Origin of the sequence: Kitasatospora sp. NPDC053057 (genome assembly GCF_044546945.1) — a bacterium.
Lineage (GTDB): Bacteria > Actinomycetota > Actinomycetes > Streptomycetales > Streptomycetaceae > Kitasatospora.
In genome coordinates this window covers 71,092-84,777 of the sequence record NZ_JBITZP010000029.1, presented here as the reverse complement: position 1 = coordinate 84,777, position 13,686 = coordinate 71,092, and the positions used below count along the sequence as shown (strand labels likewise).

Here is a 13,686-nt window from a genome sequence, read left to right as displayed (position 1 = left end):
GGGGGGGGGGCGGGGCCCCCCCCCGCGGGGGGGGGGGCCGGGGGGGGGGGGCCCCCCCCCCCCCCGCGCGCCCCCCCCGACCGGTGGGGGTATCCGGGACCCCGTGTCGGGCCGACACCGGCCGACCGGCCGGGGCCCGAACGAAGCGGCCGGGGCGACGAAACGCACCGGCGAGGAGAACTCTGCACGACGAACACGTGACTATTCGACGATCCGGGGGGTTGTGAGACACTTCCGTCCGTCTCAACGCCATGACCTGGAGTTTGGGACGCCAGGCCGCTGAGGTTGGAGAAGGGGAGACACCGAACGGCCGGACCGGACGCGCGCACCCTCCCGTCCCGTCCACCGTTGTCCCGTCTCGCGAGTCATGGAGGGCCGCATTGGCTTCCGCCTGGAAGGACCTGCCCGAGGAGCTGTCCGAGCCCGCACGGCTGTTGGCGCAGGAGCTCCGGACGATCAAGGACGCCGCCGGACTCTCGCTGTCCGAGCTGGCCGGCCGCACCCACTACAGCCGGGCCTCCTGGGAGCGCTGGCTGAACGGCAAGCGGGTGGTGACCGAGCAGGCGCTGGAGGCGCTGATCGGGGCGGTGGACTGCGACGCGGCGGCGCTGCGGAGGCTGTGGCGGCAGGCGACGGAGCCCGCCGCCGGGGCCATTGAGGACGCGGCCGTCGTCGAGGAGACCGCCGGGCCCGAGGAGCCGACGGAGGAGACGGCGGCCGAGGCGGCGGCCGAAGCCGAGCCCGCGGACGAGGCGGTACCCGGGGAGTCGACGCCGCCGACCGACGAGGCTCCCGAGCCCGCCGTCGCGTGGTGGCGGCGCCCGGTGGCGCTGGTCTCCGGCGCGGTGCTGCTGGCGCTGCTGCTGGCGCTGGTCGGCCTGCGGATCAGCCGGCACGACGGCCAGGCCTCGGCGGCCGACGCACCGGCCCCGACCGCCCCGGCCGGCGCCAAGCCCACCCCCTCCGAGCCCGCCTGTCAGGCCGTGGGCTGCGCCCACAAGGACCCCAAGACCACCGGCTGCGGCAAGGACGCCCGGACCCTGCAGACCCAGGTCATCGGCAAGGTCGTCGTCTACCTCCGGTACAGCCGGACCTGCCAGGCCGCCTGGGCGGCGATCACCGAGGGCGAGCCCAAGGACTACGCGGTGATCACCGACAGCACCGGGGACAGCGAGACCGCGCTGATCCACTGGGGCTACGACAACTACTCGGCGATGCTGAACGCCGCCGGCCCGTCGATCGGCTTCCAGGTCTGCGGCTTCCAGCCCGCCGGGCACGACTGCACCTCGACCGTCGCCGACCTGGCCTCGGTGGTGGCCTCCACCCCGATCCCGATCGGCCCCGCCTCCCCGCCCCCGGGCACCGGGTCCACGCCTGCGACGGCGACGCCCAGCGACTCGGCCCCGCCGTCGCAGGCGCCGCCCACGGACCAACCGTCGCCCAGCCCGTCCGCCCCCTAGGACCCCGGGCTCCCCGGCTCCCCAGCCGCCCCGACCGCTAGTCGAGGTAGCCGCGCAGCTGCTCGGAGTAGGCGTGCTCGCGGAGCTTGATCAGCGTCTTGGACTCGATCTGGCGGATCCGCTCCCTGGTCACGCCGAACACCGCACCGATCTCCTCCAGGGTGCGCGGGCGGCCGTCGTCCAGCCCGTAGCGGAGCTGGACGACCTGGCGCTCGCGCTCGCCCAGGGTGGCCAGCACCGCGTCCAGGTGCTGGCGCAGCAGCAGGAAGGTCGCGGACTCGGCGGGCGAGGCGGCGTCGGCGTCCTCGATCAGGTCGCCGAGTGCGACGTCGTCCTTCTCGCCGACCGGGGTGTGCAGCGAGATCGGTTCCTGGGCCAGCCGGAGCAGTTCGCGCACCCGCGCCTCGGTGAGTTCCAGGGCGGTGGCGAGGTCGGCCGCGGTCGGTTCCAGGCCGCGTTCCTGCAGCAGGACGCGCTGCACCCGGACCACCCGGTTGATCAGCTCGACCACGTGCACCGGCACCCGGATCGTCCGGGCCTGGTCGGCCAGCGCCCGGCTCATCGCCTGCCGGATCCACCAGGTCGCGTAGGTCGAGAACTTGTAGCCGCGGGCGTAGTCGAACTTCTCCACGGCCCGGATCAGGCCGAGGTTGCCCTCCTGGATCAGGTCCAGCAGGGTCAGCCCGCGGCCGACGTAGCGCTTGGCGACGGACACCACCAACCGCAGGTTCGCCTCGATCAGGCGGCGCTTGGCGATCCGGCCGAGGACCACCAGGGTGTCCAGCTCGCGGGCCAGCGGGTCGGGCGGCGGCGGATCGCCGTCCAGCCGCTCCTCGGCGAACAGGCCGGCCTCGATCCGGCGGGCCAACTCGACCTCCTCGGGGGCGGTGAGGAGCCGGATCCGGCCGATTTCGCGCAGGTACTGGCGCAGCAGGTCGGCGGCCGGGCCGGCGCCCTCGGACGGCTCGGGCGGATCGTCGCCGCAGTCATCGGCCTCCCGGTCCGGGTTGTCGGGGTGGCCCTCCGGCAGCCCCTGGGCAGGGATCCGCGCGCCGTCCGGGGGCGCGGCCCCGGCCCGGCCGTGGTCCGTCTCCTGCTCCCCGTCCGGCGCTCCGGCGGGGTCGGTTCGTCTGGTGGCGGTGGTCGCTGTGGCAAGGCCTCGGTCCACGGGCATCCCCTCGGGGCGGGCGCGACTCTGGCGGACCCGCGCTGTACGGAGGTGGGACGCCCTCCAGTGTGGGGTACGCCACGCTCCGTGGCCGAGACTCGTGCGCCGACTTTCTGCGCAGGACTTTCCAGGGCTCACCGGCCCCACCGGGCCTACAGCGCCGCCGCGCCCCGGCTGCGGAGCTGCTGCCCGTACTGCTGGAGCTGCCACAGCTCGGTCTGCACCGCGTGCAGCTGTTCGGCATCGGCCCGGTGGCCGAGCCGCTGGAGGTAGCCGCGGACCTCGGCGATCCGGCGGTCGACGGCCAGCAGGCGCAGCTTCACCAGGAACTCGCCCGCGTAGATCGCGTCCGCCTTGCGGAGCGAGCGCACCGGCTCGACGATCAGCTCGGTCACCAGCGAGCGCACCTGGTCGTCCGGGGCCGCCTCGCGCACCGCGCTGGTGAAATCGGGCAGGGTCGCCCCGTACGCGGCGCCGCCGGCCTTGGCGATGGCCTGCCGGACGGCGGTGTACGGCGGGGTCGGGAACTCGTCCTCGCCGTAGTGGTCGAAGGCCGGGCTGACCAGGTCCGGGTACTGGAGCGCCAGCTTGAGCAGCTCGCGCTCGACGAACTGGGCCGGGTCGCGCGGGTTGAGCCGGAACGCGGGCCGGGCGGGGCGGGGCGCCGCGACGGGCTGCTCGGTGCGCCGCTGCTGGCCGTTGCCGCGGGGGTTCTGCTGCTTCTCCCGCTCCCAGCGGGCCAGCTGCGAGATCCGGCGGACCACGAACTGCTCGTCACCGGGGTTGACGCCGAGCATGCCGGCCAGCCGGATCGCGTAGCCGTGCCGGATCGACGGGTCCTTGATCTTGGCGACGATCAGGGCCGCCTCCTCCATGGCGGCGGCCTGCCCCTCGGGCGTCTCGACCCGGTGCTTCGCCACCGCCGTGTTCAGCGCGAACTCGAACAGCGGGACCGGGTTGTCGATCAGCTGCCGGACCGCCTCGTCGCCCTGGGCCAGGCGCAGCTCACAGGGGTCCATGCCGCCCGGACTGACCGCGATGGAGGTCTTGGCGGCGAACTTCTGGTCGTCCTCGAAGGCGCGCAGCGCGGCCTTCTGGCCGGCCGCGTCGCCGTCGAAGGTGAAGACCGTCTCGCCCCGGTACTGCGAGGTGTCCATCAGCAGTCGGCGGATGATCTTGATGTGGTCCTCGGCGAAGGCGGTGCCGCAGGTGGCCACCGCCGAGGTGACCCCGGCCAGGTGGCAGGCCATCACGTCGGTGTAGCCCTCGACCACCACCGCGCGGCCCGACTTGGCGATCTCCTTCTTCGCCAGGTCGATGCCGTACAGCACGTGGGACTTCTTGTAGATCGGCGTCTCGGGGGTGTTCAGGTACTTCGGGCCGTTGTCGTCCTCGCGCAGCCGGCGGGCGCCGAAGCCGACCACCTCGCCCGCGATGTCCCGGATCGGCCAGACCAGCCGGCCCCGGAAGCGGTCGATCAGGCCGCCGCGCTGGCCCTGCGAGGCCAGGCCGCCCTGCAGGATCTCCTTGTCGGTGAAGCCCTTGCCGCGCAGGAAACGGACCAGGTGCTCCCACCCCGCGGGCGCGTAGCCGACGCCGAAGGTCTTGGCGGCCTCCTCGTCGAAGCCGCGCTCCGCCAGGAAGCGACGGCCGATCTCCGCCTCCGGCGAGGCCAGCTGCTCCTGGTACCAGGCGGCCGCCACCTTGTGCGCCTCGACCAGTCGGGTGCGCTCGCCCTGCTGGTGGCGGGGGCTGTAGCCGCCCTCCTCGTAGCGCAGGGTGATGCCCGCCTGGGCGGCCATCCGCTCGACGGCCTCGGCGAAGGTGAAGTGCTCGATCTTCATCAGGAAGGCGATGGTGTCGCCGTTCTCCTGGCAGCCGAAGCAGTGGAAGACGCCCTTGGCGGGGTTGACGTAGAAGGAGGCGGACTTCTCGTCGTGGAAGGGGCAGACGCCCTTGTACTCGCCGCCGCCACCGTTGGTCAGCTGTACGTAGTCGCCGACCACCGCGTCGATCGGCAGTGCGCTGCGCACCGCCTGTACGTCTTCGTCCCTGATCCGCCCGGCCACCCCGGAAGTCTACTGGGGCGGCCGGGGTTTCCGGCTGCGCCGGGGCACCGCCGACCGGTCCGGCGGGGGTGACCTCGGTCTCCCCCGCCGGGTCGCTACGACCAGGCGGCGCCGACGAGTTTGGCGTGCAGGGCGAGGGCCGAGGCGTCCGTGAGGGTGGCGATCTGGTCGATGACCGTGCGGAGGGCGGCCCGGTCGTCCTCCGACTCGAGGTACATCGCGGCGAACACCGGGTCCAGCCCCTCGGGGGCGCGCTGGGTCAGGACGTACGCCAGCTCGGCGATCACGACCCGCTGGCGGGCCCGCAGCTGGGCCTGCTCGTCGCGCATCATGACGAAGCGGACGGCGACCGCCTTGAGCACCGCGCACTCCAGCCGGACGCCCCTCGGCACCACCAGCTCGGCGGCGTAGCGTGTGAGCCGGCCCGGACCGTAGCGGGCCCGGGTGGCCTGCTCGGCGGCCAGGCAGAAGCGGCCGATCAGCTGGCTGGTGAAGTCCTTGAGCCCGGCCCGGGCGCGCGCCGTGCCGTCGTAGCCCTGCGGCCACCAGTCCTGGGCGAGCAGCCGGTCCAGCGCGGCGGCCAGCTCCTCGGGCTCGGCGTCCGGGGCGTAGCGCTCGGCGACCTTGAACAGTTCGGCGCGCTCGCTGGGGGCGCGCAGCGCGGCCGGGTCGATGTGGCCGGCCTGGAAGCCGTCCTCGACGTCGTGGGTGGAGTAGGCCACGTCGTCGGACCAGTCCATGACGGTGGCCTCGAAGCACTTGCGCCCGGCCGGGGAGCCGGCCCGCAGCCAGCGGAAGACCGGCAGGTCGTCGGCGTAGACGCCGTACTTGGGCGAGGCCGGGTCGACGGGGTGGGCGCCCTTGGTCCACGGGTACTTGGTGGCGGCGTCCAGGGCGGCCCTGGTCAGGTTGAGGCCGACGCTGCGGCCGGGCCAGGGGGCCAGCCGGGCGGCGGGCTGCTCCTCCAGGGGCGCGAAGCGCTTGGGTTCGAGCCGGGTCAGGATGCGCAGCGACTGGGCGTTGCCCTCGAAGCCGCCGCAGGCCTCGGCGGCCTGGTCGAGGGCCTCCTCGCCGGTGTGGCCGAAGGGCGGGTGGCCGATGTCGTGGGCCAGGCAGCCGGTCTCCACCAAGTCCGGGTCGCAGCCCAGGGCCGCGCCCAATTCCCGCCCGACCTGGGCGCATTCGAGCGAGTGGGTGAGCCGGGTGCGCGGGAAGTCGCTGCGCATCGGGGCGACCACCTGGGTGGTGCCGGCCAGTCGGCGCAGCGCGGCGGAGTGCAGCACCCGGGCGCGGTCGCGCTGGAACGCGGTGCGGCCGGGGCGCTTGTCCGGTTCGGGGACCCAGCGGGCCTCGGCGGCGTGGTCGTACGGGATCGGGGCGGCGAGGCGGTGCGTGGTGTCATCCATATGAATCTCACGGTACGCCGCACCCCCGACACGCGGGGTGTGCCGCGCGCGAAGGGGTGCGGACCGGGGCGTGAACCGTGGGAGGCGCGCCGGTGTCCGCCCCCTTCGAACCGGTCGGACCCGAACGGCCCAGCCGCAGCCTGGGCGCGGGTCAGCCCCGGACGGCCTTCAACACGACGCCGGCCACCGCCTCCTCGCCCTTGGCGTTGGGGTGGATCGGGGTGAGCCCGTGGGCCGGGAAGGGCGGCTCGATCCAGCGGGCGCCCTCCCCCGCGCACATGTCGTGCCCGGCCGAGGGCCCGGCGGTGTCCACGAACACCGCCCCGGCGGCCTCCGCGCGCTGCTTGAGCATCCCGTTGAGCTGCTGCTCCTTCTCGGCGAGGAAGCCGAGGTCCGCCGCCGCGATCGTGGTGCCCAGCACCGGTTGGCAGCTCCCCGGGTCGGCCGGGAGCAGTGCCGGGTAGCCGACCACGTACACCCGGGCCTGCGGGGAGCGGCGCCGGATCTCCTGGAGGACGTCGGCGACCTTCCCGCCGGCCTCGTCCACCCGGGCCTGCAGCTGGTCCGCGCCGCCGGAGGCGTAGTGCTCCCGGCAGGGCGCGGCCGAGCCGTCCTCGCCGACCAGGCCCTTCACCGCACCCACCAGGGTGTCCTTGGCGCACTCGGTGACGACCTGCATGAAGCCCGCGTCGTTGCCGCCGATGCCCAGGGTGACCAGCCGGGTGGCCGGGGTCAGCGCGTCCAGCTGGGCCGGGTTGGGCCCGTCGTCGGTCTTCTGCGCGACCTTCAGGTCCCCGGTGCGGGCGCCGCTGCAGCTGACGTCCTGGAACTGCCCGGGCACCAGGGCGAGCGCCTTCGCCACCAGGGAGGGGTAGTTGACCCCGGAGCGGCCGCAGCCGCCCGGCTCGCCGACCTGCGGGTCGATCTTCGGCCCGGCGGTGTACGAGTCGCCGAGCGCCACGTACGGGCCGGTGGGCGGCGGAGTGGGGGTCGGCGTCGGGGTGGCACCGGCCGGGGCACGGCCGGGCAGCGCGCCCGCGAAGCCCTGGTCCGAACCGTCCGAACCGCCCCCGCCACTGCACCCGGCCAATCCGGCCAGCAGCAGGGCGGCGAGCCCGGCCGTCGCGACGGCGGTCGGGCGTGTGGTCCTCGGCATGGCATCCCCCCGGGGGTGCGAGTCACGGGCAGCTCCCTACGGCGGCCCGTCCCCCGGGCGCCGCCGTGTCCAACGTACGGGCGGCGCCGATGACTCCCGTCGGCGCCGTTCCACTCCGGGCAGGCCGGGGCCGCTACTCCGCGCCGCGCTCGTGCTCGGCCAGGAACTCCTCGAAGCGGCGCCCCAGCTCGTCCGCCGAGGGCAGGTCCACCGGCTCGGCCAACAGGCTCTCCCGGCCCTCGGCGCCCGCCACCGCGTCGTACTGGCCCTCCATGCCGCGGATCGCCGAGCGCAACTCGCCGTCCCCCTGGGCCAGCTGCTCCTCGATGTCGGCGTACACCTCGCCGACCCGCTCGCGCAGCCGGGTACCGGGCAGCACCAGGCCGGTCGCGGACTGCACCGCCTCCAGGATCTGCACGGCGGCGGCCGGGTAGGCCGAACGGGCCACGTAGTGCGGGACGTGCACGGCGAAGCCCAGCACGTCGTGCCCGGCCTCGGCCAGCCGGTACTCCAGCAGCGCCTGGGCGCTGCCGGGGACCTGCGCCTGCTCGAACCACTGCGGGTAGCCCGGCGCGAGGTCGAGCCGGTTGCCGTGCGGCGTCAGGCCGACCGGGCGGGTGTGCGGCACGCCCATCGGGATGCCGTGGAAGTCCAGGCTGAGCCGGACCTCGAAGCGCTCGACCAGCTCGCGGACGGCGCGCGTGAAACGCTCCCACTCGACGTCCGGCTCGGGGCCGGTGAGCAGCAGGAACGGGGCCCCGGCGGCGTCGCGGACCAGCTGGAGCAGGATCTCCGGCGGGTCGTAGGACGTCCAGTGGTCGTGGTCGAAGACCATCGCGGGGCGGCGGGCCCGGTAATCGACCAGCCGGTCGTGGTCGAAGCGGGCCACCACCTGCGGCGATCCCGTCTCCAGCAGGTGGGCCACCACCTGGCCGCCGGCCTCGCCGGCGTCCATGAAGCCCTCGAAGTGGTGGAGCAGCACCAGGCCGGCGCCGGTGTCACGCAGCTCCGCGTTGGCCTCGGCCACCGCGGCCACGCCCCGCTCATCCAGCTCGTACAGCGCCTGGAAGTCTCGCACCGCGCACCCAACCCCGTTCCCTGCTCGTCCCGATCCGACCGGCTTCTCGTCCTCTCCAGCGTGCCGGGCCGCGCCGGAATTCCCGTTCCGGCCAACCGCTCGGCGCGCGACCCGCCCGGCGACGCGGCCGGAGGCCGTCTTGGACTGCTCCGGACCATGATCGCACCCGAAGGCAAAGCCCCTGGTCACGGGTGTTCAACAGCCCCATCCGGGGCGCGCGGTGGCGGCCCGCGCCGACATTCGCGTGCCGCGAAGTGACGCACCGCGTTCTGGCGGGTATCGTCCTCTCGCTGCCTCGCATCGTCGCGTCGTCGTCACGTCGTCCGTAACGCCGTCGACCACGACCCGGATCGCTGCTCGGACAGCCACCCACGACGCATCTTGCCTTCACCTGGCCGCCTGCTTCCCTTCGCGCACTCGTTTCCTCTTCGGCCATTTCGCGGACGCACACTGTCCCCTCGCTCTCCCCGCCGGACCGGTCCGAGGATCCGTGTCCGTTCCGGCACCACGCGCCGCCCGTTCCGGGCCGCCGCCCCCGCCCCGCCCGACCGGAATCCTCCGGCGCGCACGGGTACCCGGAGGCGGTAACCGGGCCGGGGCGAAGCCAGTCCACCGCAGCCCGTGCCGCACCCCGGCGCGGACTGCGTCCTACGACCGATGAAGGACCGAAGGTTCCGTGCCCGTACCTGTCATCCTCACCGGCCGCACCGTGCGGCTGGAGCCCCTCGCCGCACACCATGCCGAGGCCATCGCCGCGGCCGGCGCCGAGGACCGTACGACCTACGCCTTCACCCCCGTCCCGCACGGCCTGGAAGCGGCCCGCGACTACATCTCGCGGTCCCTCGCCGACCAGGCCGCGGGCCGGTCGATGCCGTTCGCGACGGTGAACGTCGCCGACGGCCGGGTGGTCGGCTCCACCCGGTTCCTGGAACTCGACTACTGGCGGGGCCCGCTGGTGTGGCCGCCCGCGCCCGGCGTGCCGTTCGGCGATCCGGCGACGGCCGTCCCGGACGCCGCCGAGATCGGCAACACCTGGCTCTCGCCGCGCGCCCAGGGCACCGGCATCAACACCGAGGCCAAGCTGCTGATGCTCCGGCACGCCTTCGAGACCTGGGGCGTGCAGCGGATCTCGCTGCGCGCGGACGCCCGCAACCTGCGCTCCCGGGCCGCCATCGAGCGGCTCGGCGCGACCTCCGAGGGCGTCCGCCGGGCGCACTCGCGCGGGCTGGACGGGGTGGTGCGCTCGACCGCGTTCTACTCGATCCTGGACTCCGAATGGCCCGCCGTCCGGGACATCATCGAGCTGCGGATCGCCGCCGCCACCTCGCCGAGCGCCCCGGATCCGGCGATCAACCAGGAGTGTCTTAGACAAGGCGGCAGCGGCACCGGGCAGCTGATGATCACGGCCTGAGGGGAGATTCGCCGGTGGCAGCGCTGTGCAGGAGTCGGGCGAGGACACCCTCCTCCTGGTTCATGCTCCACCGGTGATGGCTTGCCTCGGCGACAGCGGAGACCGGGTTCCAGCCGCCCCGGACCCTGGCGACCGTCACCTCCCAGAGGGCGTGGCCCTTCGGGTTGCAGATCCGAACGGTGCCCTCACGGGTGTGGACGCGGCAATGGCCCTGCGAGGACCCGGTCCGGATGCGCTGCCACTGTTCGTCCGTTCACACCATCGTCGGCACGGGGTGCGGCCGCGGGACCAGCATGCTCTCGCGGCCCTGGCCGCGCGGGATGCTTCCGGGCTCGGGGAAGGCCCAGGTGGGCAGCGGTTCACGGGCGGCCATCCAGGCTGCGGGGATGCCGACCGTGCCGGTGCAGGCGGCGACCACCCCGCCGGTGATGGCGGCCACCGTGTCCATGTCGCCGCCGGCCGCGATCGCCTCCCAGACTGCGGCCGGGTAGTCGGTCAGATGGCGGGCCGCGCACCACAGGGCGTACGGGACGGTGTCGGCGGCTGAGGTCCGACTGCCGTTGCCGAGCACCCTCGCGGCGACCTGCGGGTCCGATTCGGCGATCAGCAGGCGGATCGCTTCGCCCAGGCCGTCGTGGACGGCACCGAACGGAGTGAAGCTCCGGACCCGTTCGAGAAAGGTGAGCGGGGCCATCCGCGTTCCCCGGCCCACCTGGACGGCGAAGGCCGCCGCCACAGCGACGGCGATCGCTCCGTCGACGGCCTGCCGGTGGGTGTGGGTGATCAACGCGGTCTCGGCCGCGGGCCGGATCGCCTTCGCCGGGTCGTCCGCGTACACCGCCCCCAGCGGAGCGACCCGCATCGCGGCGCCGTTGCCGTACGAGCCCTGGCCGTCGAAGAGTTCGGCGGCCAGCGCCTTGGCGTCGCCGCCCTCGCGGATCAGCCGGAGCATCCGGTTGGCGGCCGGGCCGTAGCCGCGGTCGAAGTCGTGGCGGCGGGCGAAGGCGTGGGTGAGGTCGAAGGTGTCGATGGTGCCGCGTTCGCGCTGGGCGGCGTACACCGAGCAGGCCATCTCGGTGTCGTCGGTCCACGGCCAGGGGCCGGGCGGTTCGGTGCGGGAGGCGAAGTGGGCCCTGGCGGTTTCCGGGACGAAGAACTGGGCGCCGAGGGCGTCGCCCACGGAGAGACCGTTGAGCGCGTCGAGCGCCGGGCCGTTGGGTTCGGTCATCATGTGCTTCCCAGCACAGCGCCTCGACCGCCGTTTCGTCAACCTCCGTGTCTGCCACGCCCCTGACGAGGGATATTTCGCATACCGCCGATCCGGGCGGGCAGCACCCGGGTATGACCCGCGCGCACCCGCTCGACCCCGTCGTCCTGCTCGGCGCCGACCAGCAGCACATCGCCACCAGGGCGCAGCTGCGCCGGCTCGGCGTGCCCTCCGGCACGATCGCCCACCGGCTGCGGCCGGGCGGGCCCTGGCGGCAGGTGCTGCCGCGGGTGATCTGCCTGCAGAGTGGAAGGTTGACGATACATCAGAAACTGAGAGCCGCCCTGGCGTACGCGAGCCCGAAGGGGCGGCAGCCGCAGCCCGGGGAGGTGCTGCTGACCGGGTTCACGGTGCTGGCGGAGGCCGGGCTGCCGAGCGCCGGGCATCCGGCCGACCTGGCCGAGGTCGATGTGCTGATCCCGACCCAACGCCGGGTCAGTGACCGGGAGTTCGTCCGGGTGCACCGGGCGTCCGGGGCGATGCCGGGCGGCTTCCAGCGGGACGACGGGCTGTGGAGCGCTACGGTCGCGCGGGCACTGGCGGACGTGGCGCCACAGGAGAGTGGGCAGCGCCGGTTCCGGGCGCTGTGTGCCGAGGCGGTGCAGTGGCGGCACTGTGAACTCGGCGAGCTGCTGGACCAGTTGCTCGCCCGACCCGGGGCGCTGGCGCTACCGCAGGTGGCCCGGGTGGTGGAGGACCTGACCGCCGGGGTGCGCTCGGTGGTGGAGGGCGAGGCCCGGCAGGTGCTCACCCACGCGGGCCTGCCGGAGCCGCTGTGGAATCCGGTGCTCTTCCTGAACGGCCGGTTCCTCGCCGTGCCGGACGCCTACTGGCCGTACGCCTGCGTGGCCCTGGAGATCGACTCCCGCGCCTACCACCTGCGCCCGGCCGACCACGAACGCGGCCTGGCCCGCGCCAACCGCCTCACCGCCGCGGGCCTGCCGGTGGTGCGCACCACGCCGGTCCAGCTGCGGCGCGATCCGGCGCCGGTGCTGCACGAGCTGACCGCCCTGGTCACCACCGGCCCGCACGGCCCGCACGGGCGGATCAGCTGGCGGCGGGCGCGGTGAACTCACCTGCCGTTCCGGCGTGTTGGGCTCCGGCCGCCTCGGCGGCGGCCACCAGTCGCTGGAGTTCGGCGAGGTGGGCGGCGAGCGCGGCGCGGCCCGCCCGGGTGGCGGCGAGCCAGGTGCGCGGGCGCTTGCCGACGTAGCCCTTCCTCACCGCCAGGTACCCGGCCTCCTCCAGGGCGGTGGCGGCCTTGCTGAGGACGGAGTCGGAGACCTCGCAGTGGTCCCGGACGGCGGCGAAATCGGCCTCCCGGCAGGCACCGAGGAAGGCGAGCACGGTGAGCCGGGTGGCGTGCTGGAGCAGTCGGTCGAGGGCGGCGGGCATCAGTCGGTTTCCGTCAGGCGCCGGACCCGGCGGTTCAGCCGGCCGGTGCCCGCCCAGAAGGTCAGGCCCGCCGCGAGCCCGGCGGCCCCGCCGATCCAGCGCGGGCCGCCGCCGACCTGCCAGGCGAGCACCATGCCGGCCGCCGAGGCCGCGCAGACCGCGAGGACCGCCAGCGCGACCGGACCGCCGACACCGTCCGGCATGCCGCGGCGGACGATGCCGTCGCTGCGCATGGCGACCCGCGCGAGGCCGCCGGTCAGGGCGGCGAAGCCGCCTGCGAGCCCGCCGATCAGGGCGAACTGCCCGGCCTCGATGACCTGGCCGATCCCCAGGCCGTAAGCGGTGAAGGCGAAGGCGAAGGCCGGTCCGTACCAGCGGGGCAGCTCACCCGGCCGCCGGGCGGCCGCGCCGGCCCGGTCGGCCAGGCGCAGCGCCTCCGCGGCGGGCAGGTCGGCAGGAATCGAGTCGCTCATGGCGTCCCCCTCGAAGCGATGGTGACTCCACCATGCCACCGTCTTTCCGAGTTGGAAAGTACTTTCCGTCAACTGCCGGTTCAGCAGCGCGGGTCGATCTCCTGGAAGGTCGCGTAGTGGTCCGGGGACCAGTACTGCTCGCCGGAGCCGCCGGTGACGACCCGACGGGTGCCGCGGTCGTTGGAGCCCGGGGTGACCACGGTGAACTCGTGGTAGTAGCTGTTGCCCTTCTTCGGCAGGCGGCTCTCGCGGTTCTCGAAGACGATGCCGTCCCGGTTGTACGGGTAGGGGCCATTCTTGGCGATCAGGGCGAGGGTGTCCTGGGCCTGACTGGGCAGCTTGGTGCGGCAGACGTCGGCCAGCGCCGGGTCGGCGGGCACCCAGGTGCCGCCGGGGGCGGAGGCACCGCCGGCGGGCGGGGACGGCTTGGGGGCCGAGGGCTTGGGGGCCGAGCTGCCCGCGGTGGCGGTGGAGCTCGCGGCGGCCTTGGGGTGGCTGCTGCCGCCCCTGCCGGCGAGCAGGTACCCGACCCCGGCGAGCACGGCCAGGATCAGGACGGCCACGACGACGAGCGGGCTCTTGCTTCTGGTCATGCGGTCCAGCTTGGCAGGCGCCCGGGCCCGGACCGCCGTGTCACACGCGTGGCCGACACCACACGCGGCGGTGCGCAGACGTACGGCCGGGGGGGGGGGGGGGGGGGGGGGGGGGGGGGGGCGGGGGCGGGGGGGGGGGGGGGGGGGGGGGGGGGGGCCGGGGCGGGCCGGGGCGGGCCCCGTTCAGCGCCGGAAGAACCCCCGCCGCTT

12 protein-coding genes are annotated in these 13,686 nt (G+C 74.4%); 3 read left to right on the top strand and 9 right to left on the bottom strand.

Annotation, left to right across the window (positions count from 1 at the left end; translation table 11 throughout):
- Window positions 1-380 precede the first annotated feature (380 nt).
- Window positions 381-1,460, top strand: a complete 1,080-nt coding sequence (locus ACIG5E_RS27030; RefSeq protein ID WP_396537551.1) for a DUF2690 domain-containing protein — start codon at window positions 381-383, stop codon at window positions 1,458-1,460.
- A gap of 37 nt (window positions 1,461-1,497) precedes the next feature.
- Here ACIG5E_RS27030 and ACIG5E_RS27025 read toward each other — a convergent pair whose 3' ends face one another.
- From ACIG5E_RS27025 to ACIG5E_RS27005, 5 genes are all read right to left on the bottom strand, one after another.
- Window positions 1,498-2,634, bottom strand: coding sequence for an RNA polymerase sigma factor (locus ACIG5E_RS27025; RefSeq protein ID WP_396537549.1), 1,137 nt, complete (start codon window positions 2,632-2,634; stop codon window positions 1,498-1,500).
- A 146-nt stretch (window positions 2,635-2,780) separates the two neighbouring features.
- Complete coding sequence (dnaG, locus tag ACIG5E_RS27020; RefSeq protein WP_396537547.1) at window positions 2,781-4,697, bottom strand: DNA primase; 1,917 nt, start codon at window positions 4,695-4,697, stop codon at window positions 2,781-2,783.
- A 95-nt stretch (window positions 4,698-4,792) separates the two neighbouring features.
- Entirely contained in the window at window positions 4,793-6,103 is a 1,311-nt protein-coding gene (locus tag ACIG5E_RS27015) for a deoxyguanosinetriphosphate triphosphohydrolase (protein WP_396537545.1), read from the bottom strand.
- 151 nt (window positions 6,104-6,254) lie between these two features.
- Window positions 6,255-7,259 (bottom strand): SGNH/GDSL hydrolase family protein, encoded by a 1,005-nt coding sequence (locus ACIG5E_RS27010; RefSeq protein WP_396537543.1) that lies wholly within the window; start codon window positions 7,257-7,259, stop codon window positions 6,255-6,257.
- Between the two features lie 133 nt (window positions 7,260-7,392).
- Complete coding sequence (locus ACIG5E_RS27005; protein ID WP_396537541.1) at window positions 7,393-8,337, bottom strand: PAC2 family protein; 945 nt, start codon at window positions 8,335-8,337, stop codon at window positions 7,393-7,395.
- Window positions 8,338-9,013: 676 nt separating this feature from the next.
- On the opposite strand from ACIG5E_RS27005, the gene ACIG5E_RS27000 reads away from it, so the two are divergent.
- Complete coding sequence (locus ACIG5E_RS27000; protein WP_396537539.1) at window positions 9,014-9,748, top strand: GNAT family N-acetyltransferase; 735 nt, start codon at window positions 9,014-9,016, stop codon at window positions 9,746-9,748.
- A 253-nt stretch (window positions 9,749-10,001) separates the two neighbouring features.
- On the opposite strand, the gene ACIG5E_RS26995 is transcribed toward ACIG5E_RS27000, so the two are convergent.
- A complete protein-coding gene (locus ACIG5E_RS26995; RefSeq protein ID WP_396537537.1) occupies window positions 10,002-10,976 on the bottom strand; it encodes an ADP-ribosylglycohydrolase family protein in 975 nt (324 codons plus the stop codon).
- 113 nt (window positions 10,977-11,089) lie between these two features.
- Between ACIG5E_RS26995 and ACIG5E_RS26990 the strand changes: the two genes are divergently transcribed.
- A complete protein-coding gene (locus ACIG5E_RS26990; RefSeq protein ID WP_396537535.1) occupies window positions 11,090-12,085 on the top strand; it encodes a hypothetical protein in 996 nt (331 codons plus the stop codon).
- Here ACIG5E_RS26990 and ACIG5E_RS26985 read toward each other — a convergent pair.
- The 3 genes from ACIG5E_RS26985 to ACIG5E_RS26975 all read right to left on the bottom strand — a co-directional run bounded on the left by ACIG5E_RS26985 (window position 12,063) and on the right by ACIG5E_RS26975 (window position 13,476).
- Entirely contained in the window at window positions 12,063-12,410 is a 348-nt protein-coding gene (locus ACIG5E_RS26985) for a transcriptional regulator (protein WP_396537533.1), read from the bottom strand. The genes ACIG5E_RS26990 and ACIG5E_RS26985 overlap by 23 nt on opposite strands.
- Window positions 12,410-12,883 (bottom strand): hypothetical protein, encoded by a 474-nt coding sequence (locus ACIG5E_RS26980; protein ID WP_396537531.1) that lies wholly within the window; start codon window positions 12,881-12,883, stop codon window positions 12,410-12,412. The genes ACIG5E_RS26985 and ACIG5E_RS26980 overlap by 1 nt, the downstream gene beginning before the upstream one ends.
- Before the next feature lie 80 nt (window positions 12,884-12,963).
- Entirely contained in the window at window positions 12,964-13,476 is a 513-nt protein-coding gene (locus ACIG5E_RS26975; protein WP_396537529.1) for a ribonuclease, read from the bottom strand.
- Between the last annotated feature and the right edge of the window lie 210 nt (window positions 13,477-13,686).